This window comes from Bryobacter aggregatus MPL3 (genome assembly GCF_000702445.1).
Lineage (GTDB): Bacteria > Acidobacteriota > Terriglobia > Bryobacterales > Bryobacteraceae > Bryobacter > Bryobacter aggregatus.
Map to the genome: position 1 here is coordinate 3,386,846 of NZ_JNIF01000003.1, position 25,221 is coordinate 3,412,066.

22 protein-coding genes are annotated in these 25,221 nt (G+C 58.5%); 9 read left to right on the plus strand and 13 right to left on the minus strand.

Annotated features, from left to right (window positions below; all coding sequences use genetic code 11):
• Window positions 1-75 precede the first annotated feature (75 nt).
• The gene (locus M017_RS0115740; protein ID WP_035957835.1) at window positions 76-1,176 is read right to left on the minus strand and encodes an esterase; all 1,101 of its coding nucleotides are present in this window, start codon (window positions 1,174-1,176) and stop codon (window positions 76-78) included.
• A gap of 688 nt (window positions 1,177-1,864) precedes the next feature.
• On the opposite strand from M017_RS0115740, the gene M017_RS0115745 reads away from it, so the two are divergent.
• From M017_RS0115745 to M017_RS0115755, 3 genes are all read left to right on the plus strand, one after another.
• Window positions 1,865-2,179 carry a hypothetical protein gene (locus M017_RS0115745; RefSeq protein ID WP_031499087.1) on the plus strand — a complete coding sequence of 105 codons (315 nt, stop codon included), beginning with the start codon at window positions 1,865-1,867 and terminating at the stop codon, window positions 2,177-2,179.
• Window positions 2,180-2,324: 145 nt separating this feature from the next.
• On the plus strand, window positions 2,325-2,771 hold the full coding sequence (locus M017_RS27810) for a hypothetical protein (RefSeq protein ID WP_155121437.1): 447 nt from the start codon (window positions 2,325-2,327) through the stop codon (window positions 2,769-2,771).
• Window positions 2,772-2,843: 72 nt separating this feature from the next.
• Window positions 2,844-4,631 (plus strand): hypothetical protein, encoded by a 1,788-nt coding sequence (locus tag M017_RS0115755; RefSeq protein ID WP_238325972.1) that lies wholly within the window; start codon window positions 2,844-2,846, stop codon window positions 4,629-4,631.
• Between the two features lie 5 nt (window positions 4,632-4,636).
• On the opposite strand, the gene M017_RS0115760 is transcribed toward M017_RS0115755, so the two are convergent.
• Genes M017_RS0115760 through M017_RS0115790 form a run of 7 tightly spaced genes read right to left on the minus strand, consistent with a single transcriptional unit; the run spans window position 4,637 to window position 10,540 of the window.
• Entirely contained in the window at window positions 4,637-5,122 is a 486-nt protein-coding gene (locus M017_RS0115760; protein ID WP_031499090.1) for a GNAT family N-acetyltransferase, read from the minus strand.
• 23 nt (window positions 5,123-5,145) lie between these two features.
• Window positions 5,146-6,498 (minus strand): UDP-glucose dehydrogenase family protein, encoded by a 1,353-nt coding sequence (locus M017_RS0115765; RefSeq protein WP_031499091.1) that lies wholly within the window; start codon window positions 6,496-6,498, stop codon window positions 5,146-5,148.
• A complete protein-coding gene (locus M017_RS0115770; protein ID WP_031499092.1) occupies window positions 6,499-6,798 on the minus strand; it encodes a BON domain-containing protein in 300 nt (99 codons plus the stop codon).
• Window positions 6,795-7,796 carry a GTPase Era gene (gene era, locus M017_RS0115775; protein WP_051670194.1) on the minus strand — a complete coding sequence of 334 codons (1,002 nt, stop codon included), beginning with the start codon at window positions 7,794-7,796 and terminating at the stop codon, window positions 6,795-6,797. Before era ends, M017_RS0115770 begins: the two co-directional genes overlap by 4 nt.
• Entirely contained in the window at window positions 7,765-9,057 is a 1,293-nt protein-coding gene (locus tag M017_RS0115780; RefSeq protein WP_031499094.1) for a hemolysin family protein, read from the minus strand. The genes era and M017_RS0115780 overlap by 32 nt, the downstream gene beginning before the upstream one ends.
• A complete protein-coding gene (ybeY, locus tag M017_RS0115785; RefSeq protein WP_031499095.1) occupies window positions 9,054-9,494 on the minus strand; it encodes an rRNA maturation RNase YbeY in 441 nt (146 codons plus the stop codon). Before ybeY ends, M017_RS0115780 begins: the two co-directional genes overlap by 4 nt.
• Window positions 9,494-10,540: a PhoH family protein gene (locus tag M017_RS0115790; RefSeq protein ID WP_031499096.1), complete on the minus strand. Its 1,047-nt coding sequence runs from the start codon at window positions 10,538-10,540 to the stop codon at window positions 9,494-9,496. The genes ybeY and M017_RS0115790 overlap by 1 nt, the downstream gene beginning before the upstream one ends.
• 169 nt (window positions 10,541-10,709) lie before the next feature.
• Between M017_RS0115790 and M017_RS0115795 the strand changes: the two genes are divergently transcribed.
• The 5 genes from M017_RS0115795 to M017_RS0115815 all read left to right on the plus strand — a co-directional run bounded on the left by M017_RS0115795 (window position 10,710) and on the right by M017_RS0115815 (window position 18,687).
• Window positions 10,710-11,924 (plus strand): hypothetical protein, encoded by a 1,215-nt coding sequence (locus M017_RS0115795; protein ID WP_155121438.1) that lies wholly within the window; start codon window positions 10,710-10,712, stop codon window positions 11,922-11,924.
• A gap of 66 nt (window positions 11,925-11,990) precedes the next feature.
• Complete coding sequence (locus M017_RS0115800; protein WP_031499098.1) at window positions 11,991-12,572, plus strand: carboxypeptidase-like regulatory domain-containing protein; 582 nt, start codon at window positions 11,991-11,993, stop codon at window positions 12,570-12,572.
• Entirely contained in the window at window positions 12,569-14,911 is a 2,343-nt protein-coding gene (locus M017_RS29725) for a TonB-dependent receptor domain-containing protein (RefSeq protein ID WP_031499099.1), read from the plus strand. Before M017_RS0115800 ends, M017_RS29725 begins: the two co-directional genes overlap by 4 nt.
• Window positions 14,912-15,113: 202 nt before the next feature.
• The gene (locus tag M017_RS0115810; protein WP_051670199.1) at window positions 15,114-16,832 is read left to right on the plus strand and encodes a GWxTD domain-containing protein; all 1,719 of its coding nucleotides are present in this window, start codon (window positions 15,114-15,116) and stop codon (window positions 16,830-16,832) included.
• 13 nt (window positions 16,833-16,845) lie between these two features.
• A complete protein-coding gene (locus tag M017_RS0115815) occupies window positions 16,846-18,687 on the plus strand; it encodes a TonB-dependent receptor (RefSeq protein WP_031499101.1) in 1,842 nt (613 codons plus the stop codon).
• Here the strand turns inward: M017_RS0115815 and M017_RS0115820 are convergent.
• Genes M017_RS0115820 through M017_RS0115830 form a run of 3 tightly spaced genes read right to left on the minus strand, consistent with a single transcriptional unit; the run spans window position 18,677 to window position 21,152 of the window.
• Window positions 18,677-19,138, minus strand: coding sequence for a GNAT family N-acetyltransferase (locus M017_RS0115820; RefSeq protein ID WP_031499102.1), 462 nt, complete (start codon window positions 19,136-19,138; stop codon window positions 18,677-18,679). The two genes, M017_RS0115815 and M017_RS0115820, sit on opposite strands and share 11 nt — an antisense overlap.
• Before the next feature lie 5 nt (window positions 19,139-19,143).
• Window positions 19,144-20,448, minus strand: a complete 1,305-nt coding sequence (locus tag M017_RS27815; RefSeq protein ID WP_051670200.1) for a sensor histidine kinase — start codon at window positions 20,446-20,448, stop codon at window positions 19,144-19,146.
• Window positions 20,445-21,152, minus strand: a complete 708-nt coding sequence (locus tag M017_RS0115830) for a response regulator transcription factor (RefSeq protein ID WP_238325920.1) — start codon at window positions 21,150-21,152, stop codon at window positions 20,445-20,447. Before M017_RS0115830 ends, M017_RS27815 begins: the two co-directional genes overlap by 4 nt.
• 171 nt (window positions 21,153-21,323) lie before the next feature.
• Between M017_RS0115830 and M017_RS0115835 the strand changes: the two genes are divergently transcribed.
• Window positions 21,324-21,881 (plus strand): DUF937 domain-containing protein, encoded by a 558-nt coding sequence (locus M017_RS0115835; RefSeq protein ID WP_162179947.1) that lies wholly within the window; start codon window positions 21,324-21,326, stop codon window positions 21,879-21,881.
• A 90-nt stretch (window positions 21,882-21,971) separates the two neighbouring features.
• On the opposite strand, the gene M017_RS0115840 is transcribed toward M017_RS0115835, so the two are convergent.
• Together M017_RS0115840 and M017_RS0115845 are read right to left on the minus strand one after the other, a co-directional pair.
• Window positions 21,972-22,652 (minus strand): Fe2+-dependent dioxygenase, encoded by a 681-nt coding sequence (locus M017_RS0115840; protein ID WP_031499106.1) that lies wholly within the window; start codon window positions 22,650-22,652, stop codon window positions 21,972-21,974.
• 17 nt (window positions 22,653-22,669) lie between these two features.
• Window positions 22,670-25,084, minus strand: a complete 2,415-nt coding sequence (locus M017_RS0115845; protein WP_031499107.1) for a TonB-dependent siderophore receptor — start codon at window positions 25,082-25,084, stop codon at window positions 22,670-22,672.
• Window positions 25,085-25,221: the final 137 nt, after the last annotated feature.

Below are 25,221 nucleotides of genomic sequence, written 5' to 3' on the forward strand. Positions count from 1 at the left end.
GAACCTATCCTTCTCGGTGAAAGATCAGATCATGATGCGGAACCCAATCACTTGGGAGTCGGTTCCCGCGCGTTTTTAGAACTGCACCTGATTCATAAAGTCCGTCAGATAGCGCCGCCACACGAGCCAGGTATGCGCTCCTTCCGTCTCCACATACTTGTTGGTGATGTTCTTTGTCTTCAGCCATTCGACGAAAGCCTGATTGTTCTTCAGCAACCCGTCGCTGGTGCCGCAGGCGATCCAGAGGAGCTTGATCCGGGCGTTGTCCTTGTCACTTAGAGTCGGGAAGGCCTCCTCCGGCTTGCCGAAAAGCTGCGGGGCGCTGCTCATGGCGCCGATCCAGGCGAAGCGGTCAATGTGGCGCAGGCCCACAAATAAAGTCTCCGCACCGCCCATCGAAAGGCCGGCAATTGCCCGTTCATTCGCCTTGTCACTGACCTTGTACTGCTTCTCCGCGATGGGCAGCACTTCATTCATGAGGCTCGTCTCGAAACCTTGCGTATTTTTGACGAAGTTGCCGCCGCTGCGGACTGCGCCAGCTTTTAGCTCCTTCACCGACATTCCATAGCCGAGCGGCATTACCGCGATGAAAGGCTTCTTGCCATTCGAAATGAGACGGTCAAAGATGAGATTCGCCTTGCCCACCGTCGTCCAGCCGTCGGCCAGATCGCTATAGCCATGGAGCAGGACGAGCAGCGGATAGCGTTTGGAGGCGTCGTAGTTGGGGGGCGTGTAGACGAAGAAGTCGCGATTTTCTGCTGCCACCTTGGAGTTGAAGAAGTGATGATGGACGGTGCCGTGTGGGATGTCGGTGAGTTCCCAGGGTTCCGGCGTATCGCCAGGGATGAGGAACATGTTTGAAGGGTTCAGCGCGTTCGATTTCATGTCGCCATTGATTGGATCGACGGTGGAGATGCCGTCGACCCGAAAGCTATAGCCATAGATATCCGGACGAAGAGTGTCGCTGGTTGCCGACCAGATGCCCTTCTCATCCTTGGTCATGGAGATGGGCTTGTTGCCTTCGAGGGCAACGTCAACTTTGGTTGCGTTGGGGGCGCGGAGATTGAAGGTGACGGTCTTGTTCGCGTGGACGACAGGCGAGAAAATCGGCTGCGGCTGGGGCTGCGCGAGGAGGAAGCTGGCGGTCAGGGCCAACAGGGTTGCGAGGCGGTGCATGGTGCGTAGGATATCGAAAAGCGCAGACGTTAGGGAGCGGCTGAGAATACAAGGGATGACAGAGCGCAAAAGGCCATTGGATTCTGGATCTCTGCTGGCCCATCGGAAGCGCCGCTTGGAGCGGCAAATGCCGGGTGTCGGCCGCTTCATCCCATGGTCGGATGCGATTGCTGTGGTAGATGCGGGACGGGGGACATTTCTTGCTGAAGCCGGAGTCTTGTCTGGGTTGGAGCGCCTTTGGTGGACAGCCGAGGGTATTCCTGCAACGAGTCCCGTACCTTGCTGCTCCGGTAGCCGATGCGATTTGACGGCCTTTCATACGATACAGTCGCTGCGGAGCGGCAACCTCTCCGGCGAAGGTTTTGTTCCTCACTACCTGCCGCAGACGTGCAGCATCTCGGCGCGGGTGGCCAAGAATCCTGTACTCGTCGGTTCCCGGAAATTTGTTGCAAGCGGTGCCGCCGAGCAGGATGCCTTGCGGGACTCAAGCGGCAGGACGCGAAATTCTCCCGGGTGCCCCCCCACCCTCCTGCGATCCATTCATTCTCGAAATGCCAGTGCATTGGGGAACGCGGCAGACCGCTTTTGAGTTTGCGGTTCTCGACTCGATTCGCACTGCGATCGAGGCCGCGCTCGCAAAAGGGCGCATGGGCAGCAGAGCTCGAGCCCGGGCATCGCCTACCAGCAGTTGCTCAATTCTGCTGATGATCCCGCGGCGGCGCTGGTGTTGATTGTCAACAGCATGGCGTGCGAGAACTCCGGCACTTGTCTGGCCATCGTCACAGCGATTGCGGATTCGCTCGAGCGGCCGGCGCTCTGGAAGGGAATTTATGATGGATTTCGAGAAGGCCGGCCGACGAAGACGGGAGAGCTCCTCATTACTGGAATCGGCCGTGTGCTACAGGAATTGCAGTTTCTGAAAGCTCCGGGGCTCGCGATTTCGCAATGGATCGGAAATGAGATCCGGCAGCATGCGGGAGAAGCGCAGTCTGCCGAGGAGTAGGGCGAGATGCTTTTTTTTGCTGCAAGCGTGGTTGCGATCAAGCCGGGGTCAGCATCATGAAGCGGCTTCATGTACGGCGCATTTTAGCTGACTGCGATCGAGACGCGGCGCGGCTGCCAGAAGCGATCTGTTACGCTGACTGCGGATGCTAAATGTTACAGTTGGCCCCTGGACGTTGGAAGTTGACGCCGAGGCCACGAAGCTGGTTTACGAGCAGATTGAGCAAGGTGCGGCCGCTGGCTGTGACTGCGATTTCTGCTATAACTTCGGTCTCGTGCGGCCCCAGGCCTATCCTGCTGAGGCTCGAACGCTGCTCGAGAGCCTTGGTGTGGACCTGCGGAAAGAGTGCGAGAGCTTCTATGCCAAGAAGTTGCCCTCCGGGAAGCACCTCTATGGAGGGTGGTTCTATGTGGTGGGAACTATCGAGAGGGGAGATCCGGATTCCGATGAGATGTTCGAATTGGTGCCGGGCTTTCAGGTGCGAGTGGCAGAAGCGGATGAGGATGGAACCGATCGCTTTGGCACCCGCTGTGTGCAAGTGGACTTCCTGACGGAAGTGCCGTGGTTGTCGGATCGTCCCGAACCAGAGTAAATAGACAGGCTCGCGAAGCTTCGTCGATTTGGCTAGAATCACGCCATGAACAGGTGTCGCTTCTTGTTTTTCGTGCTGCCGCTGGTGGTACAGCTCAGTTGCGCGCGTGAGGAGGCTCAGACTCCTGCATCTGCTCGCGTGGTTGTTCCCGAGTATTCTGCTGCGAACATCGCGCCCAGCGGCGCTGCTCCCTTTTCTCCCGGACGAATTGTTTCGCTTTATGGAAAGGCGCTGGGGCCTGCGCAACCGTGTCAAGGGAGTGCCGCCCCGGATCGGCGAGAGACGGCGAGTCCGCTCCGTCCGAAGCAGACGGAGATCGAACGTTCGGTGTTTCCACAGACACTCTGCGATACCGAAGTCCGGGTTGGTAGGGTTGCTGCGGGCTTATTGTATGTATCGAGCGGGCAGATCAACTTCAAGGTTCCCCAATCGGCGCTGACGAGCGGCGATACGACGGTGCAGGTGATTCGCGCGGGCGTGTCCGGACCAATCGTGCGAGTTGCCTTAGGAGTAGAGGCGACATCGGAACAGGCTCAGGAAATCGCAGATGCGATGTGGTCTGCGCTGCAAAAAGTGGACTGGGATAAAGCTTACTCCTCACAGTGTGCTGTCCTCTCCTCCAGAGAATTGGTGGGTGAAGAAGCCGCGTCACCCACTCGCAATTGCAAACAGATCCAGCCGCACACGACGACAGAAACTCTCTACTATCCGGTCGGTGCTGAGAACCCGAAGGAGTTTTTGTTACGCGCTGATATCCGTCCGCTTCGGGAGTATCCGGAGTTGAGTGCGGAGGTGGAGCAGATCCTTCTCCGGCGTCTCGGGACAGGAGTGAAACCGGGACAGGTGCCGGGAGTGAGTTTGGGTGCACCGCGGGAGGTAGTGGGGAGCTGGCGACACGGAAACCTGACCCTATACGTGCATCGCAATCCGGCCTATCTTGCCCCTCTGGGAGTCAGACGGGGAGTCGTGCTGGTTGCTCTTCGTGAAGAACTGGTGCAAGAGCAGACGCGCCGGGCTCTGGCACAAGCTGCATTGCAGACTCAATCCCAGTTGTCTCCGGAAATGATTGGTCAGGACCTCTCGCAGTCATTAGGCGGTGCCTACCGGTATGAGCCCGTTTCCCTGCGATGGAATGCGATGACCGAACTGGAGCGGGTTGCCGCAGAGCAGAAGACGCGCCGCGAACTGGTGCGCATGCTGCGCTGGCCCAAGGACGACCGGGAACAGAAGGCAGCGTCCTATGTGGCAGCGGATGAGCTGACCCGGCGGCTGGGCAGCTTCCTGGTGCGCTCCTTGGACGGACGAACGGAGGAGGCAGGAAACTTCGGACAAGTGAAGTTGCAACTGGCTGCTTACGGAGTGAAGTATTCCGGTATCGGCCATTACAGCGATGTGATGGAGTATGACTACAGTCTGCTGAAGCGGGCATGGACAGAGTATCCCGATACGAAGGAAGGGCAGCGGGCGTTCTTGCTCCTGCAACGTCTGGAATGCGCCGCCACCGACTTTCTGGTCAAGACGGGCGCAGATTGTTACCGCGAAGTGATTCAAAAGGGCGAGGCGTTTTTAGCGCAGTATCCGGACACAGTCTTCAGGAAGGAAGAGCTTGCTCTGCTTGCAACCGCCTATGAGACGGAATGGTCTCTGTGGCGTGGTGCCGGCTCTGTCGATTATGGGATTCATGCGAAGCCCAGTGCGGCGGCGGCTGAAGCGGCAAGGCTGAAAGCGATTGCTCTCTATGAAGAACTCCTTCGGTTGGCGCCGGGAAGTCCGGAAGCGGAACGGGGCGTGCTCTTGATTCCGCGTCTCAAGTTGAAGCTCGACACCGGCCAGCGCCGTTTTCTTGCCAGCGAATGCTAATCGCTCTACGCGATAGGATTGGCCAGCTTATCGAGAGCATCACCACTAAGACGGTAGCCGGTCCAGTCCTCGAGCGGCTGGGCGCCAAGGCTTTTGTAGAACTCGATGCTGGGCGTGTTCCAATTGAGCACGCTCCATTCGACCCGTCCGCAGCCCCGGATTTTTGCCAGCCGCGCCAGATAGATCAGTAAGCTCTTTCCAATGCCTTTGCTCCGGAACTCCGGCCGGACATAAAGATCTTCGAGATAGATGCCTGGCTTGGCCAGAAACGTAGAGAAGGTGTGGAAGAACAGCGCGAAGCCAACCGCCTCTTCTTCCCACTCCGCAATGATCACTTCTGCTTTGGGGTGATGTCCAAAGAGGTGCTGCTGCAACCCTTCCTGGGTCGCGACGCACTCGTCAGTCAATTTCTCGTACGCAGCCAGTTCCCGGATGAACCCAAGAATCAAGCCAACATCTTCATTCATTGCGGGACGTAGGTGCAGGCTCATGACACTGATCTTGTAGATGGATGCTAGGGTAGTTTGGTAACAGTCCAGCCGCAGTTTTCCAGTGCTTCTGCATTCATCGCCAAGCGTGCGTCGAGGAAATTTTTCTGGCGGACGGTGCGGGCGAGTTCGGCCCAGTCGAGGTCGCGGTACAGATTCCACTCGGTAGCTAAGACGACCGCGTCGCTTTCGGCAACCGCAGCCTCTGGTGTCGCGGTGAGGATGCTGGCCAGGTCGGGATGTTCTTTGCGGAAGCGATCCATGGCGATAGGATCGTGGGCCTTGACGATGGCTCCACGTTGCTGCAGGCGTCGAATGATGTCGATGGCGGGTGCGTCGCGGAGATCATCAGTGTGCGGCTTAAAGGCCAAACCAAGAATGGTGATGGTGCGGCCTTTGAGAATCTTGAGAGTCTCGAGCAGCCGTTCGATGACGCGCACCCGCATCTGCGCATTCACCTGGCGTGCGGCGGCGACGATGGGCATGGTGAGGCCGTACTCTCCGGCTGTCGAAACCAGTGCCGCGGTGTCTTTGGCAAAGCAACTGCCGCCCCAGCCCAAGCCCGCATTGAGGAAGCGATTGCCAATCCGGGCATCCAGTCCAATGCCGCGAGCGACATGCTGGATATCAGCCCCTACGCGGCTGGCCAGCACTCCGACCTCGTTGATGAAGCTGATCTTGGTCGCGAGAAAGGCGTTGGCGGCGTACTTGATAAGTTCTGCGCTGGCGAGGTCTGTCGAAACCAGCGGAACCGCAGAGAAGCCCTCGCGGCGCAGCTCAAAGGCTGGGGCAGGGAAGCTCTGATCGATCACCGGACGATAGAGGCGGTACAGATGTTCGAGGGCGAGCGAGGAGTCTGCGCCAATGACGATCCGGTCGGGGTAGAGGGAATCGAAAATCGCAGAACCTTCGCGAAGAAACTCCGGGTTCGAGGCGACAGCAAACTCGGCGCTTTTGCCGCAGGCCTTCTGCGACTCGCGGATCAGCGCTCCCACCCAGTTGCCGCTCCCGATCGGTACCGTCGACTTATTGACGACGACCGTAAAGGGGCTGGCCAGGTGTTGTCCAATACTTTGGCTCGCGCTGCCGAGATACTGCAGGTCGGGCTGCCCATCGGGAAGGCTCGGCGTCCCAACGGCAATGAACACCACTTCGGCCTCGGGAATGGCATCTTCGTAGCGGCTGGTGAAGCGCATGCGGGAACGTGCGGCTTCGAGTAGATGGTCCAGATTGGGTTCGTAGATCGGGAGGTGCCCGGCGCTCAGCGCATCCACCTTGGCCTGATCGACGTCGAGACAACTGACTTCATGGCCGATATAGGCAAGACAGACGCCGGTGGTGAGCCCGACGTAGCCGGTTCCAATGACAGCGACTTTCACTTACTTGGCGACCTGAACCTGATTGACGACCTTGGTGACGCCTTTAACCTTCTTGCAGAGCTTTTCGATCTTGCCACGGCCGCGCTCCTGATCGACACGTCCCTTGACCGTGACGACGCCGTCCTTGACTTCTACATCAAGCGCGCCGCCCTTGACGTCGGCATCATTCGAAAGACGGAGCCGGACCTGATCGTAAATCGTCGCGTCAGTCGTATTTTTCGTATCGCCGATGGCCTTTTGGGCGCTCGCTGGCAGAAGAAGAGAGACGAGCAGGGCAGTGACCGCCAATAAAGTTTTCATTTGACCTCACTAGTATTTTGCCATCCCAACTCGTTCAAGAACGACTCGTTCTCACGCCATTTCGGCTTCACTTTGACGAAGAGTTCGAGGAAGAACTTGCGGCCGAGCATTTCTTCGAGTTCCTTGCGCGCATCGGTGCCGATTCGCTTGATCATCGTGCCACCGGCTCCGACGAGGATGGGCTTTTGTCCGGGCCGCTCCACCACGATGCTGGCAGAGACTACCACCACATTGGGTTTCTCTTCCCACTTCTCCACCAGGACCGCGACGCTGTGGGGCACTTCTTCGCCGGTGAGGCGAAGGATCTTCTCGCGGATCACTTCCGCGGCGATATTGCGTTCGGGCATATCGGTGAAGTAGTCCGCTTCAAAACGGGGCTTGCCGAGAGGCAGCCGGGCAAGAATTGCTTTCTTGAGCGCGGCAATGCCTTCCCCTTTGCTTGCCGAGATGGGGAAGAGCTCGTCAAAGGGCATGAGCTGCGAGAAGGCTTCGAGGATGGGCAGCAGGTGGCGCTTGTCTTCGACACGATCCACCTTATTGAGAATCAGGAAGGCCGGCACTTTCTTGCGGTCCGCGTCTGCAACGCCGTCCTCTTCAATGCCTGCTTCACGGGCTTTGCGCAGCGTGTCGAGGGCCTGCTTCTCTTCTTCGGGAATCTCACCGCTCGGCGGCAGCGCGGTGACGTCGACAACATAGAGCAGCAGGTCCTTGCCTTCGAGAGAGGCACGGACGCTCTGCATCATGCGCCGGTTGATCAGCGTATCGCCGCGGTGGATGCCGGGGGTATCGAAGAACACGATCTGGCCCTCGTCTTCGGTGGCGACGCCCATGATCGAGGAGCGGGTGGTTTGGGGCTTGGCGGAAACAATCGCGAGTTTCGAGCCGAGCATGGCATTGAGTAAGGTACTTTTACCGGCGTTAGGACGACCGGCGATGGCGACGTGTCCGAAATGAGTCTGGACGCGACTATTCGATTTCGCCTTTGGCTTCTTCAGCATCGGGATCCTCCGTGGGGATTGGGGCACGGGACAGGCGCAGGCGTTCAACGCGGCGTTCGTCACTGGCAAGAATTTCGAGACGGAGACCGTCTCTCTCCATTGTTTCACCCGGGAGGGGTACTCGGCCAAACCATTCTGTGGCAAGGCCACCTGCCGTAGTGGCCTCGGTTTGCGAAGAAGGGGAAAACTCGACAAGATCCCGCAGATGATCGACGTCGAAACTGCCGGAAACGACGATCGCCCCGTCTGCTTCAGTGATCAGGTCGTGGCCGGGTTCATGTTCGTCGCGGATTTCACCAAAGACCTCTTCCATCAGATCTTCCATGGTGGCCAGACCGGCGGTGGCGCCGTATTCATCCACAACGATCGTCATGTGATTGCCGTCCTTCTGCATCTCCTTGAGGAGATCGGTGACGAGCTTGGTTTCGGGGACGAAGGCAATGGGGCGCTTGAGATCGGCAGCCTTGAGGCCGGCGCGGTTCTGGTCTTCCACCTCAAAGAGATCTTTGACATGGACAAAGCCGCTGATGTGGTCGATATCGCCCTCGTAAATAGGGACGCGGGAGAACTGTTCGTTGATCAGCAGGCGGCGCAGTTCTTCGACAGAACGGGAGCCTTCAATGGCGACAATATTCGGGCGGGCGGTCATCACCTCGCGCACGCGCTTGTCGCCAAAGGCGACAACGGACTGGATCAGTTTCTTGTCGCCTTCCTCAATGAGCCCTTCCTCTTCGCCTGCGGCGATGAGGGCATCGATTTCTTCCTGCGGACTGGCGCCTTCTTCCAGATGTTCCGGGGGCTGGGAGATCTCCGCGAGCGTTTCGGCAAAATTCAGGACGGCGGCAAAGGGGCGCATGAGCAATGCAGCCAGCCGGAGCAGCGGCACCATCGGACGCAGGAAATGGCCACTGGCACGGCGGTACATCAGTTGCGGGAGCAGGTAAGAGAAAACCGCCATCGAGAGCAATGCCACCAGAATGCCTTCGAGCAGATCGAGCACCGGGGCGGCTCCCCCGATGTTCAGCAACAGCGAGAGGATGCCAATCAGGACTAGCAGCCCATGCTTATAAAGGCTGAAGACCAGCGCGCCATGGTCGGTCTCCATATCGAGATCGGGCGCGATCGTCGACTTGAAGTAGTCGAGCGCGGCGGAATCGCGGGAGCGCAGGCGCAGACTCTCGAGATACAGCAGTTGGATAAACGAGAAGGCGGTCAGGGCGATCAGCGCCAGGACATAGAGTCCTCCCCAAAGGAGCGTCATTTGCGGGACCTCTCAATGAGCCCGCCGGGCAGCCCCAGGCTCTTGCGCCATTTGGTTTCGATCCGGCGCATTTGCCCCTTGTCGGTTTCATGATCGAGACCGGAAAGGTGGAGGACCCCATGGAGCATGAGAACCTTCAACTCCTCAAGAGTCGTGTGTTGATGCTCTGCGGCCTGGGCGGTGGCGCGATCAAGCGAGATCGCCAGTTCTCCAAGGTCTTCGGGATCGCCGGACGGGAAGCTGAGGACGTCGGTGGGGTAGTCGTGCTGGAGGAAGTCGCGGTTGAGCTCCTGGAGTTGCTTGTCGCCAGTGATCAGGCACGTGAAGTTGCGGTCTTCGAGTACTTCGGTGACCAGACTTTGCGCAAACGCACGCAAGCTCGCCTTCTCTTCTTTGGGAAGGGGCTTGCGAAAGAGGATGGTAGCGCGTTTGCCCATCAGGCTTCAGGGAGTTCGGGCGTGCCAGGTGTGGAACTGGCGACGGCGGCTGAAACGGGGACTGGCTCATCCAGGCGCAGCAGCATCTGACGGCCGATGCCGGTTTTCTCGGAGTAGGATTCGTAGGCGCGAACAATGCGCTGCACGAGACTGTGGCGGACCACGTCCTGATCGTCAAAGTGGATGAAGGCAACGCCTTCGACGCCTTTCAGGATCTCGGTCACCTCCACTAATCCGCTGCGTTTCCCTCCAGGCAGGTCAATTTGCGTGATGTCGCCTGTGACAACCATTTTGGAATTGAATCCGAGCCGGGTGAGGATCATCTTCATCTGGTCCGGAGTACAGTTCTGACTTTCGTCTACGATGATATACGCGTCATTGAGCGTGCGGCCGCGCATGAAGGCGATGGGCGCCACTTCGATGGTGTTCTTTTCGAGCAGCTTTTCCACCTTATCGGCTTCCACCATGTCGTAGAGGGCGTCATAAAGCGGGCGCAGATAGGGATCGATCTTATCCTGGAGCGTACCGGGCAGAAAGCCAAGGCGCTCGCCCGCCTCCACCGCCGGACGCGTCAGCATGATGCGTGAAACCTGTTTGTTGAGCAGCGCCGAGACAGCCAGGGCCACGGCCAGATAGGTTTTTCCGGTTCCAGCCGGTCCAATGCCAAAGGTCAGATCGTGTTTCTCAATGGCCTCCACGTAGCGGCGTTGGTTAATTGTTTTGGGGGCGAGAATCTTCTTCCCAAAGCTGCGCTGGCGGCCGCTCAAGTATAGATTTCTGAGAGTGGTGGATTCTTCGGTGGTGACGACGCGCAGGAAGTTATTTAAGTCACCGCTCGCGATGGCGTGTCCTTCCTTAAGCAGGGAAAGGTAATCTTCGAGGATGAGGCGGGTGCGTTCAACAGAACGATCTTCGCCATCAATATCGAGGTTGCCGTTATGCAGGAGGGTGCGAACGCCCAAGTTTCGCTCGACGAGACGGATATTCTCGTCGCGGGTGCCGAAAAAAGATTCGATGCCTTTACTGACAGGAACGCTGATTCTCAACTCCTGTCAGTATAAAACAAGCTCAAGGGCACTGCCGGATTGCTGTAACCTTCACAAAACTTTACGTAGTTTTTCGAACGGGGCTCTAACTTTCCCGTCTTCCTTGTCGTCAAGCTAACGGATGGCAATGAAAATGCAAATTACGAGACTCAGGGTGAGGGGACTCGCGGTGAGCAGAATCTGGATCGCGGGAGCCATGTTGTTGTGTGGCTCCACGGTTGGATTGTTCGCGCAGGCAAGTCCGGCCCCAAAACCAGTTGTAGGCACGGTGACGGCGGCAGACGCCGCAAATCGTACGTTAACGCTGAAGGCGGATGACGGCACGGAAACCAAGGTGAAAGTTGCCGGGACGGCGAAAGTATCGCAGATTCCCGTCGGCGAGACGACGATGACCAATGCGAAGCCAACGGAGCTGAGCGCGGTGAGTACGGGCGATCGAGTCGTCGCGCGCGGGCCGAGCGCGGATGGTGTGCTGAATGCAACTTTGATTGTCGTCATGAGCAAGTCGGATATTGCCAAGAAGCAACAGGCCGATCAGGCCCTCTGGGCCACAAAGGGTGTCTCGGGCATCGTAACAGCGGTGGATAAGGGCAGTAATACGGTCACGATCAATTCGCGTGGACCGGAAGGTGTGAAACCGCTGAAGATTGTGGTGGCCGAGAAAGCAACGGTGAAGCGCTATGCCGAAGGCAGCGTCAAGTATGCCGATGCGGTGGCGAGTTCGGTTGCTGACATTGAAGTCAACGATCAGGTTCGGGCCCTCGGCGCCAAGAGCGAAGATGGCGCTTCCTACACCGCTGAGCAGGTGATCAGCGGTGCCTTTCGAAACATCGCGGCAACGATCAAGAGCGTGGACGCGGCAAACGGCATTCTGGTCGTGACGGACCTCGATACCAAGAAGCCGGTCAACGTTCTGGTCGGAAAAGACGTCAATCTGAAGAAGCTGGCTGAAATGGCGGCAAACATGATGGCGGCACAGATCAATGGTGGTGCCCGAGGCGGTGCAGGAGCCGCTGGAATGGGCATGCGTCCAAATGGAGGAGCGCCCGGCGCGGGTGGCCCGCCAGCCGGTGGTTTTCCGGGCGGCGGCGCTGCGATGGGTGGCCCAGGCGGCGGAATGCGCCGTGGTGGCGACATGATGGGGATGGCAATTGATCGCTCGCCCGCCATTACGTTGTCAGAACTCAAAAAAGATGAAGCCCTCATCTTGTCTGTGAGCCGTACCAAGGATCCAAGCAAGGTGGTTGCCATCACCATTCTTGCGGGGGTTGAGCCGATTCTGGCGACCCCGGCAAATGGCAGCCGTGCCTCGCAACTCGGAACCTGGAACCTCGATGGCGGTGCCGGCATGATGGGTGGCGGGGGTGGCGGCGGACCCCAGTAGGTCTGCTCGCTCCACTCTTACTCCGCAGTTAAAAAACAAAAACGAATTCTTGCATTAGGAGCAACCATGACCTCCCACGGTCGATTTCTGTCTATCATTCTCAGTCTCTTCGCTCTGGTGGCGTTGGGTATGGCACAGACGCCTACGGGCTCGATTCTCAGAGGGATCGTGACCGACCCGTCGGGTGCCGCAATCCCTGGTGCCTCGGTCACTGTTTCCGGTGAGGGTGGCTTTATCAAACTCGCCTCCACAGACGCCGACGGTAAATTTGTGATCCAGCAGATTCCCGGTGGCAAGTATACGATCCGGGTTTCTTCGGCAGGCTTCAACCTGTTTGAACAGGCCAACTTCGAGATTGCGGCTGGCAAACAGGTGTCAATCAACGCGAAGCTGAACATCGAAAGTGCAAAGCAGGAAATCACGGTCACCGACACAATCTCGATCGATCTCGATGCCGCCAGCAATGTCGGCGCCCTGACGCTGAAGGGCGAAGATCTGGAGATGTTATCCGACAATCCGGACGACCTCACCAACGAGCTGTCAGCGCTGGCAGGGCCTGCGGCCGGGCCGAACGGCGCGCAGATGTTCATCGATGGCTTCTCCGGGGCAAGCTGCCGCCGAAGTCCTCGATTCGCGAAATTCGCGTGAACTCCAATCCGTTCTCGGCCGAGTACGACCGCATCGGTTTTGGCCGCATCGAGATTTTCACCAAGCCGGGTGCGGACAAGTTCCGCGGGCAGATTTTCTACAATGCGGGCAACAACATCTTCAACTCGCGAAACACCTTTGCCAACACAAAGCCAGACGCGAATCAGAACATGATCAGTGGCAGCTTCAGCGGCCCGGTCACCAAAAAGTCGAGCTTCTCCTTCGACATGGATACCCGCATCAACGATGAGGCGAGCCTGATCAATGCGAAGTATCTCGACAGCGGCTATCAGCCGGTTCCGTTTGTGCAGAACCTCTCGAACCCGACGCGTTTCTTCAACATCACACCGCGTTTTGATGTGCAGTTAAGCCCGAAGCACACGCTGACTTCCCGCTACACCTTTAACCGGAATACCAGCGACAACGGTGGCATCACCACCTTTACGCTGCCCGATCAAGCAATCAATTCTTCGGGCTATACCAACCAGGTGCAGTTGACTCATACCTGGCTGGCCAGCGCGAAACTGATCAATGAAGATCGCTTCCAGTTTGTGGATTCCCACACCGACTCTTCCGGCAAGTCGGGGATCCCCACCATCCAGGTGGCCGATGCTTTCACCGGTGGTGGCGCGCGCTTCAGCACAAACTTCACGAACGAGAAGCGCTTCGAGTATTCGAATATCACTTCGTACATCGCAAAGTCGCACATGCTGAAGTTTGGCGGCAGAATCCGTGGGGTTCTGCAGAACGATCAGAGTACGAGCGGCTACAACGGCAGCTTCACCTTCCTCACGCTCAACGCCTATGCGATCACGCAGCAGGGGCTGGCAAACGGTTTGACGATTGCGCAAATTCGGGCGCTCGGTGGCGGGCCGCAGCAGTTCACTCTGTCGGCGGGGATGCCACTCCAGGATGTCAGCCAGGTGGATGCCGGGCTCTTCTTTCAAGACGACTGGCGCGTCAAGCCGAACCTGAGCGTGAACCTCGGTTTGCGCTATGAGACGCAGAACAACATCAACAACAAAATGAACTGGGCGCCTCGCGTGGGCTTGGCCTGGGGCGTGGGCAAGCCGTCGGCCAATGGCGTGCGTAAGACCATTCTGCGCGCTGGCGCCGGCATCTTCTACGATCGCTTTAGCGAAGATCTGGTCCTCAACGCACGGCGCTTGAATGGGGTCAATCAGGTGCAGTACATCGTGAACCTGCCGGATTTTTATCCCAACTTCCCGGCGGCCACTGATCTGAAGGAATACGCTCGTCAAGGCACCACCCGCATCCTCGACAAGAATCTGCACAATCCCTATCTGGTGCAGACCAATATCGGTCTCGAGCGCGCCTTGCCGAAGAACATCACGCTGGGCATCAACTACAACCATACGATCGGAATCCATCAGTTGCGCAGCCGTAACATCAACACGCCGCTACTGGGTACCTACGATCCACTCAATCCCGCAACGGCTGTTTATCCGTACGGCGCAGCCGCGGGCAACCTGTACAACTATGAATCCACGGGACGCTTCGTCCAGGATCAGCTGATCACCAATCTGAATGCGCGCATCAACCGGCGCGTTTCGATGTTCGGCTTCTACATGCTGGGCAAGGCCCGTGGCAATACGGACGGCGCGAACTCTTTCCCCAACAACACCTATGACCTGTCGCAGGAGTGGGGCCGTTCCTCCTATGACATCCGTCATCGGAGCGTCGTCGGCGGATCGATCAATGCTCCTTACGGCATTAGCTTCAGCCCTTTCCTGTCCGCTCAATCGGGTGGCGCGTACAACATTACGACGGGCCGCGATCTGTACGGGGATAATCAATTGCAGGTGCACCGTCCCGGCATCGCCAGTGGGCCGGGTGCAGGGATTGTCTACTACGATGGTCTTTATCTCGATACGAACCCAAAGGTGGGCCAGAAACTGCTTCCGCGGAACTTTGGCAGCGGGCCAAGCCAGTTTAATCTCAATCTGCGCATTGCGCGCACCTGGGGTTTTGGTGGCGAAACCGGCGCCGGCGCGAATGCGGATCCGATGCAGCAGATGATGCGCGGCCCGATGGGCGGCGGTGGTGGCGGTCCTCGTGGTGGTGGCGGAGGTGGTCCTCGTGGCGGCGGAATGGGCGGTCCGGGCGGTGGGATGGGGGGCGGAGGTGGTACGCATAAGTACAACATCACGCTCAGCCTGCAGGCTCAGAACATTCTGAATCACGTGAACTATGCCAATCCGGTCGGAGCGCTGAACTCACCGAATTTCGGACTCTATACCGCGACTGCGGGTGGCTTCTTTGGGGCAGGCAATTCCTCGAATCGCCGTCTCCAGATGAGTCTCCGCTTTAGCTTTTAACCAGATCGTTCGCCCGATCTAACGAAACCCCCTTTTCGTTCGGGCTGCGGTAACGCGCCGGCTCTCACCCCGTGGCCGGCGCGTTTTCTATTAGAACGGCTCCTGGGACATAAGGCGCGCGCACAGGGACTGGATTGACTGTGGTGTGCCGGGCGTCTATGATCTAGGTAGCGCGGGAGTCAGTTGGAGTAAGGGAAAAAGTATGAAAGCAAAGCGCTTCGTTCAAGTTTTCGGCGGATCTGCACTGGCTTTGTCGCTGGTTGCAGTGCCGGCGGATGCCCAAAAGGTAAAGAAAAAAGACGCCGAGCAGGGGGATCGTGAAACCATTGCGAAGCCTTTGTCCGACAGAGAGAAGAAGCGCCGCGAAGACAAACTGCGCAAGGAACTCGAAACGCCATTCCGCAAATGGCTGAACGAGGATGTCTTCTACATCATTACCGACGAAGAGAAAACTTCGTTCAAGCGCCTGAACACTGACGAAGAACGCGAACAGTTCATCGAGCAGTTCTGGCTGCGCCGCGACCCCACTCCGGACACCCAGGAAAACGAATATAAGGAAGAGCATTATCGCCGCATCGCCTATGCGAACGAGCGTTATGCGAGCGGCATTCCCGGTTGGAAGAGCGACCGCGGCCGGATCTACATCACCTTCGGACCGGCCGATGAAGTCGAAGACCACCCGAGTGGCGGTACCTACGAACGTCCGATTGAAGAAGGCGGCGGCACCACCTCCACCTATCCCTTCCAGAAGTGGCGCTACCGCTACATTGAAGGCATCGGCAATGACGTGATCATCGAATTCGTGGACACGACGATGACCGGTGAGTTCCGCATGACGATGGACCCGTCGGAGAAGGACGCCCTCCTCTACGTCCCCAACGCCGGTCTGACCATGTACGAGCAGATGGGCATGTCGAGCAAGACAGACCGATTCTCGCGCACTGACGGCACCCGCCTCGGCACCGGCACGCAAGCCCTGCCGCAGCGTATGAACCAGTTTGAGCGCCTGAACCAATTCGCGATGCTGCAGAAGCCGCCCAAGGTGAAGTTCAAGGACCTCGAGGCCAGCGTCAATTCGAAGGTCATCTTCAATGTGCTGCCCATCCAGGTGCGCACCGACTTTGTCCGCCTGACCAACTCCACCGTGATGACCTACATCACGATCCAGATGAACAAGGGCGACCTGCAGTTCAAGAGCACCGATAACATCTCAAAGGCGCTGGTCAACATCTATGCCCGCATCACCTCGATGACGCGCCGCGTGGTCAACGTCTGGGAAACGCCGGTTGTGATCGAGACGCCGTCCGTGATGCTCGCCGAAGCCTCCAAGGGCAAGGCCATCTATCAGAACGCCGTGCCGCTGCCCCCGGGCACCTACCGCGTCAATGTCGTTGCCAAGGACATCGTTGGCGGCAACATGAACAACTACGAAGTGGCGATTACAGTGCCGCGCTTTGAAGACGAGCGTCTCGGCGCCTCGAGCCTCATTCTTGCGGATACGATCGAGAAGGTTCCCACCAAGAGCATTGGTGCGGGCCAGTTCGTCATCGGCACCTCAAAGGTGCGCCCCCGCATGAACGATACCTTCGCTCAGAACGAAAAGATGGGCATCTACCAGGCGCTCTACAACTTCACGCCCGACGAGAAGACGCAGAAGCCCGCGGGCACCATCGCCTATGAGATCGCCAAGGTAGATGGCGGTGAAAAGGTGCTGGAGTTTACGGAATCAGTCTCCGACATCCCGAATGCTTCCGCCACGCAGATCACGATTGAGAAGCTGTTGCCGCTTCAGAATTTCGCTCCCGGAAAGTATACTCTCAAGCTGAAGGTGACCGACCAGAACAATAGTCAGTCGCTTCTGCAAACCGCGAACTTTACCGTCGTGGCCGACACCAACACCAGAGCCAGCCTGAAGGAGTAGCGACTGCTCAGCCATGCGGCTTCGAAAGTCCCTTCGTAGCGCGACCGATGCACCCATCATTCTGTTGGGATTGCTGGCCTTGTGCGCTCCGATGGAGGCTGCTTCTGCCGCCCGATTTACAGGCAAGATCGCCGGGCTCGTCAAGAGTCCCGGCGGTGTTGTGCAAATGGGCGCAACCGTCCAGTTGCTCAATCGTTTTGAGAAGCCTGTGATGCGCGCGATCACCGATGAGCATGGCGCCTTCCTCTTTGATCTGTTGAGTCCGGAAAGTTATACCGTTCGTGTGAGTCTGGCCAGTTTTGTGCCCGCGATGCGGACCAATATCCAGATCGGCCCAGGCGCGGAACGTTTTCTTGCCATCCAACTCGCCAGCTTATTTAGCAGCATCGAAATTTTTTACGCCCCACCTCCTGGCAGCTTTCTCATGAGTGAGGACTGGCGCTCGGCCCTGCGTGGGTCGCTTGCGACCCGGCCCATTCTGCGCGCCTTGCCGAGTTGGGATCCCAATCCTCCGGGCCGCGGACCACAGGCCGCAAAGATTTTCTCCGACATGCGTGGCATGGTGACCTTGTCGTCTGGCGATACAGCGACGAACTTCTCCTGGGGCACGCAGACGGATCTGGGCACCGCATTCGCTGTGGGAACTTCGGTGATGAAACGAAGCCAACTCCAGTTCTCCGGGAATCTCGGGTATGGCTTGGCCAGCGGCATTCCGGCGGCAGGGTTTCGCACCACCTACCAGCGAACAATCGATTCCGTCCCCGGTTTCGATGCCCCCAATCCCCAGTTGAGCTTGACCGTGCGCCAGCTCTTTTTCCCCATGCGGGCCGGGCAAAATGTGCCCGAGGCCAGCAGTGGAGCTCCGCTGCTGCGTACCATCAGCGCAACCTTCGCCGACCGCTGGCAGTTGAACGATCGTCTGCTTCTCGAATACGGCGCTTCCATGGATAGCGTGCAGTTTTTTGAGCGTCTGAACTACATCAGTCCTTTTGCTCGGGCCACTTGGGATGGGAAGTCGATTGGGAAGGTGCAAATGGCATTTTCCAGCGGGTTTCCGCCAGTGGATCTATTGATTCGCGGCCAGGGTGAAGATGCCGATATGCAAAGGCAGGTTTCTGGACTGGCGTTGTTCCCGAAAATTACCCGGGTCAACGGGACCACGCGGGCGCAGCGGGTTGAAAATTTCGAACTGGGCTATACAAAGAAACTGGGGAGCGGGGAAGTCTTTGCGGCCGGGTATCGCGAAGGCGTTTCAAACGCCGGGCTCGCGGTTGTCGGCGCGCCGATGAATCTCCTGGGCTCCGAACTGGTGCCCGATCTCGCCTCGAACGCCAGTATCTTCAATATCGGTGGCTATTACCGCAATGGTTATCTCGTGGGGTGGACGCAGTATCTTCCGGGAGATTGGCGTCTCTCCACCGGCTTTGGAACCGGCGGCGTGTTGCGGACAGACCAGCGTGCTCTCGAGCTGAGCGACAACACAAAAGCCGACGCCGATGCCATTCGCAAGGGCGTCTACCAGCAAGCGAAGAACTTCGCTTCCATCCGGCTGAGCGGCGTTTTGCCGCGAGTCGGGACACGGCTGTATAGCAGCTATCTCTGGACCGACTATCGCGCGCTGACGCCTTTCCACACTTCGCTGACCAGCCAGGGACTGGCGGAAGCCGGCCTGAACATCGGCATCAAGCAACCGATCCCGGGTTTCCTCGGGCTCCCAGGACGTCTGGAGATCAACGCCGAAATGCGCAACATGCTCGCCCAGGGCTATGTGCCGGTCACCACTTCCACCGGGCAGACCATGTGGCTCATTCCGACGCCAAAGCAAGTGCGCGGCGGCCTCAGCTTTATTTTCTAGTCACAGCTTTGTTCATCAGCCGGCGCTGGTGGGTGCGGAATCCCAGCCGCTCATAGAGCGCTGCCGCTTGCGGATTTTCAACATCCACTTCAAGTAAGAGCGTGCCGATGCCGCGCTGGATGCATTGGATTTCTGCGTCGGCAATCGCCAGGCTCCCCCAGCCTTTCCCACGAAACTCCTCTTTAAGAAAGAGTTCGTCGAGCAACGCAAAGCGTCCTGCAAACTCCAGGCTGAATCCAAAAGTGAGCACGAAGTACCCGGCGCAAGTCGTTTCTGATTCGATCAGATAGATGGCTCCGGCGTCAGGCTGCGAATCCAGCAATTCGCGGATCGTATGGTGAGACTGTTGCGCATCGAACGGAATCCCCTCATGCGCATAGAATTCTTCCATCATTGCGAGGAGCCGCTGCAGGTCAGCGGCGGTAGTTGGAATCCGGAACTTCGGGGGCATCACGTTCAGGCCACGAGTGGCAGCTCCATCCGCACGCGAAGCCCCGGCGCGGCGTTCTCGGCGAGGAGCTGGCCGTGATGCAGGGTGATGGCCCGGCGGGCAATGGCTAGCCCGAGGCCGATGCCTCCGGTGGCATTGTCGCGGCTGGCATCGACCCGGAAGAAGGGTTGGAAGATGCGCTCGAGCATCTCTTCGGGCACGCCAGGGCCAAAATCACGCACGTCGATCTCGACAGACTTCTCGTGCTGTTCAAGATCGAGTTGGATGGTTGAGTTGGCGGGGGCGTAGCGGATGGCGTTGCGCAGAACATTTTCGAGCGCGCGGCGCAGGAGTTCCCGGTCTGCCATCAGGCGGAGCCCGGATCTACTGTGTAAGGCGATGGTGCAGTTCTTCGCTTCCGCTTCGATGCGGCAATCGTCGGCAATCTCGGTGGCGAGCGCGGAGAGATCGAGGGATTCGCGTGTCCGGGCGCCTGGGTCGCCTTCTGCCCGTGTGACTTCAACCAGATGTCCCACGAGAGTGGACAGGCGATCGATCTCGCGCTTCATGCGGGCGACGGCCACCTCCTGGTCCGGAGCGGTGCGGACGAGTTCAAGCGCGAACTGGAGCCGGGCCAGCGGGCTTCGCAACTCGTGGCTGACGTCTTCCAGCAACCGCCGCTCTGCGGTGAGGAGCGTTTCGATGCGGCCTGCCATTTCGTTGAAGCGATTGGCGAGTGCGCCGAACTCGTCGCCACGGCGAATGTCGACGCGAGCTGTCAGGTCTCCATGGCCAAAGCGCTCCACCGTTGTCGTTAACCGGCGAAGCGGGCTCGCGAGATAGCGGAAGAGCACATAGCTAAACAGCGCAATCGCGGCGAGAATAATGGCGAAGTATGGGAGCAGATTCGAGGAGTTCGACGGCAGATCCATGTGGGCGATGAACTTAAACTGCCCATCTGCCGAGGGCCGGACCACCACCAACCTCCCGCTTGGGCCAAAGAAAGGAAAGCGGGGGCCCTCTGCGGCGAGGGAGGTGAGCGAGGTGAGATCTTCGCCGGTCAGGAGATCGCGGCCGTTTCCATCGGTGAGGTAGTGATCGTTTGGAAAGTGCTCACGCAGCTCTCTCATGTAGGTGGAGAGGGCGGGGCGCCCCCCTTGTTCGAATGCCTTGCGGGCCATGCCGAGTTGCCAACCGAGAGTACGGCTGTAGGGATCGCCGCGGCGGCCGACGTTGCGATTCAGCATGGAGGCGACAAAGAAAAAGGCGAAGATGCAGAAGACTAGCGTCGCCAGAGACCAGAGGCTGAGCTTGAAATAGAGACTTCTCATTGCTGGGGTCCGGAAGGAGGCGAGAACATGTAGCCGATGCCGCGAACGGTGTGGATACGCACTTGTCCATCGCCTTCGATCTTCTTGCGCAACTGGCTGATGTGGACATCGAGCCAGCGTTCAAACGGGGTGGCTTCACGCTGGTGGAGAATGCTGGTGAGTTCGTCGCGTGAGACGGCCCGGCCGGAGTGGCGCATCAGGTACTCGACGATCTCAAACTGGAGGTTGGTGAGGCCGCAGGGCTTTTCGTTGAGCCAGGCCTCGCGCTGGCTCGGGTCAATGCGGAGCGCACCCGCGGCGAGGACCTCAGACTTCTGGATCACATTGCTGTTGGTGCGGCGGAGCACGGCGCGGATGCGAGCCAGTAATTCGTCGGGTGCGAAGGGCTTTGCCAGATAGTCGTCGGCGCCAAGATCCAGGCCGCTGATGCGGTCCTGCTGGGAGCCGCGGGCGGTGAGCATGATGACAGGGACACTCGACCTGCGGCGGAGCTGCCGGAGCAGCTCGAGCCCATCAATGCCGGGGAGCATGCCGTCGAGGAGTATCAGGTCGAAGCCCGGCAGGAGCGCTTTCGCCAGCCCCTGAGTGCCGTCATGGATCGGTTCGACCGAAATATCTTGCTGCCCAAGGTATTCGCCGATCAGTTGGCTTAACTCAACGTCATCGTCGATTAACAGCAGTTGCATGATAAGGTTCTCTTTCATGATATTCTCCGGCTCCGCAGTCTGCACAGCGCTTCCCCATGCGGCCACGCGGGACGGCGGCTGGAGGATATTTTTCGAACAAACTAAGTCTCTCCTTGGCGGAAAGTAATGGTTGGGCTAGGAATGGTCACCCTGGCGTTGCGTTTCTAGCTCATGTTATGCTTCGGCCAAATGAATCTACTCGATCTCATCAACAACGCCAACGGCGGGCAAAGCGTTCAGGCACTCGCAGAGCGATTCGGGATTTCCGGGGACCAGGCACAGGGAGTGCTGAGTCAACTGGTGCCCGCTCTCGCGCACGGAGTGAATAACAATGTGTCGCAAGAGGGTGGGCTGCAAAGCTTGCTCGGCGCCTTAGCCGGCGGGAATCATGCACAGTATGTTGATGACCCGAATGCGATTGCGCAGCCCGAGGCTGTAGACGAGGGGAATGGGATTCTCAGCCATGTTTTAGGAAGTAAAGACGCAAGTACCGCACTTGCACAGCATGTGGCGGGGAATACGGGCGTCAGCGATTCGGTGATCAAGCAGATGTTGCCGCTGGTGGCCTCCATGGCAATGGGTGTGATGGCAAAACGAATGATGAGCGGAGGGGCGAGCAGTGGAACGGACGGCCAGGCTGCGGCGGCCACTCCGGAAAGCGGGCTTGCGGGGATGCTCAATTTCAATCAAGGTGGCGGTGCGGTGAGCGAGGTCATCGGCTTGGTGGGCAAGTTCTTCTCTCACTGAAGCAGGAGCACGAAAATCATCCGGCGGCTTCGTACTGCTCTCAACCCCTTGAGACAGATCGAAAGCCGCCGTTTCCGTTTGGAGCGGCCGTTAAACGTCAGCCCACATGCGGATGAGGTTGTGATACACGCCTGTGAGTTGGACCGCCGAAGGGTGATCGGGGGCCTCTCCAGCCAGGCGTTGGATCGCGACATCAAGATCAAAGAGCAAGGCCCGGCGCGCATCGTCGCGCACCATGCTTTGGATCCAGAAGAAGGATGAGATGCGCGCGCCGCGGGTTACCGGCAATACGTGGTGCAGGCTGGTGGCGGGGTAGAGAATCATATCGCCTGCAGGCAGCTTCACGGACTGGGTGCCATAGGTGTCTTCAATGATGAGTTCGCCGCCCTCATAGTCGCTCGGCTCGGTGAGGAAGAGTGTTGCTGAGAGGTCGGTACGCAGGCGATGAGGCGTGCCCTTCACCTGACGGATCGCATTGTCCACATGCGTGCCAAAAGAATGCCCGCCCTCATAGCGATTGAAGAGGGGCGGGAAGACTTTTAGCGGCAACGCCGCTCCCATGAACAGGGGATGGCGCTCCAGCCGCTGCACAATCTGATCGCTCAACTCCATGGCAAGAGGATGATCCTCTGCCAGTTGGAGATTGTGCTTCGTGCGGCTGGATTGGTAGCCGGCGGTCACCCGGCCATCAACCCAATCGGCTGCCACCAGAGCTCTTCGATATTGTGCCGCCTCTTCAGGGGTGAGGACAGCTTGGATGTGCATCAACATGAATGTGTTTGTGAGTCCTAGAAGTGGAAGTTCGTGGTGAACTGGACAAAGCGGGAAGCTCCCGGAATCAGGTGGCCGCCCCCTAAGCGCTCAAAGTAGTAAGCGTTGTTCAGATTACTCAGATTCAGACGCAGATCGAGGAAGTTGTTGACACGGTAAGAGCCCATGGCGTCTACGGTGGCATAGGAGTCAACCACGCGGGTGTTGGTGTTATTGCCAAAGCGGCGTCCCATGAATCGAGGGCCAACGCCAACCGTAAAGCGCTGTGCCGTGTAAGTCGCCCAGACACTGACCGAATTGCGGGGCGTGTTCTGGAAGAAGCGGCCCACCTCGGCCGGTGTGTTTGAGGAACTGATGCGTGCGTCGATGAGGGAGTAGGAGGCGAGCACTCGCAACGATCGGGTGATCCCGCCGGAAGCGGACAATTCCAGACCTTGCGAGGTTTGACGGCCGGCCAGCACCTGTGGCGGATCGGTCGGAAGCAGACCCGGCGTGCGGGCATTGTCTTTCTTCACCTGGAAGAGCGCGCCAGAGAGCAGCAGGCGTGCTCCCGCAACCTCCCATTTGGAACCCACTTCTGTGGTGTACGTTTTCTCCGGAGGAATCGCGGTATTGGCGGTGTTGTAGGAAAGGCCTTCGAGCGACGGGCTGACAGAGCTTCCGTAAGAGCCATAGATACTGCTGGCCTGTGTTGGCTTGTAGATTAGCGCTCCGCGCAGGCTGGCAAAGTTAACTTCCTGGGCCACCGGGGCCGGTGTGGTGCTGACTCCCTTCGCGTTGAAGTGCTCAAAGCGAACGCCGCCATTGGCTTCCAGGTGATTGCCGAATTTCGCGGTATCAAAGAACCAGGCAGATTGCGTATTGCCGGTGATGATGCCGACATAAGGGCTGGTGACGATGTCGCCGGTGTAGACGTCATTCGGATTCGGATCAAAGAGCGTCGTGGTTGCGTTTGCCGCGGTGCGATTGATGCGGCGGTTTCGTTCCCCGGTGAAGGCGGCGCCTGTCACGATGGAGTGCCGGATGCCGAAGGTCTTCGCCTCCGCTTTGAGGTCGGTCTGGCTATCGAGGATACGATCCTGTGCGACCCAGGAACGCATTTCCCGATTGATGACGGTGCTCTCGGTGCTGGCGAAGCGAGGAGGCGTGGCGTAGGAATTCCGGCCGGATTTGCCAAAGCGGAACTGGCTGCGCAACTGCATCGAATCCTTGAAGTCATGCTCGAACTTGAGGGTGCCGGTGTCCTGATTGAGCACTTCCCGGTCGCGATTGGCGAACCCGTAGAAGGTGTCACGGGCGACGGGCGCTGGCTTGTCCCGATAAGCAACCAGAACGTTGTTGGTCGCGGGAACCCAGGGGATCCCGTAATCGGAGATGTTGTCCTGCTTCAGCTTGTAATAGCCGACGGTGATGCGGGTGGGCGTGCCGAGTCCGAAGGCGAGCGAAGGCGCCAGCCCCCAGCGATCGTTCTTGACCACTTTCCGTCCAGGGACATTCGCATCATGGATGAGCGCATTCATGCGGAAAGCCGTGCGCTCCCCCAGGCCCAGTCGCTTGAGCGGCGTATTGATGTCAATGTTGGCGCGGCGCATGTCCGCATTGCCGAGAGAGAAGGAGCCGCCGATCATCCGGCCCACATTCGGGGTCTTGCTGATGAGGTTGATCGCTCCACCCGCAGATCCGCGTCCTGTGATGGCGGAGGTGGGGCCCTTCGTGACTTCTACCTGCTCCAGATTGAAGGGGTCGCGGGATTGCGGACTCAGATCGCGAACGCCGTCGACAAAGATGTCATTGCGGGCGCTGTTCCCCCGCAGGGTCAGGTTGTCGCCCGCCGGGGCGCCGCCCTCTCCGGCGGTAATGGTCATGCCAGGGACATTGCGCAGGACTTCCGCCAGGCTTGTGGCGCCCTGCTGCTGGATGATTTCCTTCGGGATGACGGTAATGGTTTGCGGGATATCGCGGAGCGGCTCTGTATAGCGAGGCGAGAGCGGGGTAGGCTGATCCACGACATCGATCGAACTACGGACCTCTTCAAAGGTGAGCGTGGCCTTCTGCGCTGCCGTGATCCGGAAGTGGAGGCCGGTCCCCGTCAACAGTTCGGCGAGTGCCTGCCGCGCTGGCATCAGGCCGCTGACTCCCTTTGACTGCAAACCCTTCATGTTCTCGTCGGGAATTTCAACTTTCCATCCCGATGACTTTTCAAATGCAGCGATTGCTTCGGCCAGTGACCCGCTGGCGACAGAAAAGCGAATCAGGGGGAGCGTTTGCTCAGAACGCTTCAGATCGGCAACAGGCGCCGGGCGCTGTTGAGCGGCTAGAGAGATCCCGCCCGTGATGGTATAAGAAGCAATAGTACTTGCCGCAATCCACTTGCGGGTGTTGTCGTTCTTGGATTTTTTGTGTTTTTTCTTGAGCCTGATCCGAACGCGCATATTTGTGTAGTCTCCGTGTATAAATCCAGATGATCTGGAAGGCTTCCGCTGGCGAGTCGCGTCCCACGGTTAAGAGTAAATGAGTTGCAATATGCCTGTCAAGACCAAATGGGTCTTATATCGTTTCGCACCTTGAA

Coding starts and splice junctions, on each gene's coding strand:
- M017_RS0115815 (WP_031499101.1), top strand. CDS start 16,846: ATGCGGCTTCGAAAGTCCCTTCGTAGCGCGACCGATGCACCCATCATT.
- M017_RS0115835 (WP_162179947.1), top strand. CDS start 21,324: ATGAATCTACTCGATCTCATCAACAACGCCAACGGCGGGCAAAGCGTT.
- M017_RS0115810 (WP_051670199.1), top strand. CDS start 15,114: ATGAAAGCAAAGCGCTTCGTTCAAGTTTTCGGCGGATCTGCACTGGCT.
- M017_RS0115830 (WP_238325920.1), bottom strand. CDS start 21,152: ATGAAAGAGAACCTTATCATGCAACTGCTGTTAATCGACGATGACGTT.
- M017_RS0115845 (WP_031499107.1), bottom strand. CDS start 25,084: ATGCGCGTTCGGATCAGGCTCAAGAAAAAACACAAAAAATCCAAGAAC.
- M017_RS0115840 (WP_031499106.1), bottom strand. CDS start 22,652: ATGTTGATGCACATCCAAGCTGTCCTCACCCCTGAAGAGGCGGCACAA.
- M017_RS0115760 (WP_031499090.1), bottom strand. CDS start 5,122: ATGAGCCTGCACCTACGTCCCGCAATGAATGAAGATGTTGGCTTGATT.
- era (WP_051670194.1), bottom strand. CDS start 7,796: ATGCTGAAGAAGCCAAAGGCGAAATCGAATAGTCGCGTCCAGACTCAT.
- ybeY (WP_031499095.1), bottom strand. CDS start 9,494: ATGGGCAAACGCGCTACCATCCTCTTTCGCAAGCCCCTTCCCAAAGAA.
- M017_RS0115800 (WP_031499098.1), top strand. CDS start 11,991: ATGACCTCCCACGGTCGATTTCTGTCTATCATTCTCAGTCTCTTCGCT.
- M017_RS0115740 (WP_035957835.1), bottom strand. CDS start 1,176: ATGCACCGCCTCGCAACCCTGTTGGCCCTGACCGCCAGCTTCCTCCTC.
- M017_RS0115770 (WP_031499092.1), bottom strand. CDS start 6,798: ATGAAAACTTTATTGGCGGTCACTGCCCTGCTCGTCTCTCTTCTTCTG.
- M017_RS0115820 (WP_031499102.1), bottom strand. CDS start 19,138: ATGCCCCCGAAGTTCCGGATTCCAACTACCGCCGCTGACCTGCAGCGG.
- M017_RS27810 (WP_155121437.1), top strand. CDS start 2,325: ATGCTAAATGTTACAGTTGGCCCCTGGACGTTGGAAGTTGACGCCGAG.
- M017_RS27815 (WP_051670200.1), bottom strand. CDS start 20,448: ATGAGAAGTCTCTATTTCAAGCTCAGCCTCTGGTCTCTGGCGACGCTA.
- M017_RS0115780 (WP_031499094.1), bottom strand. CDS start 9,057: ATGACGCTCCTTTGGGGAGGACTCTATGTCCTGGCGCTGATCGCCCTG.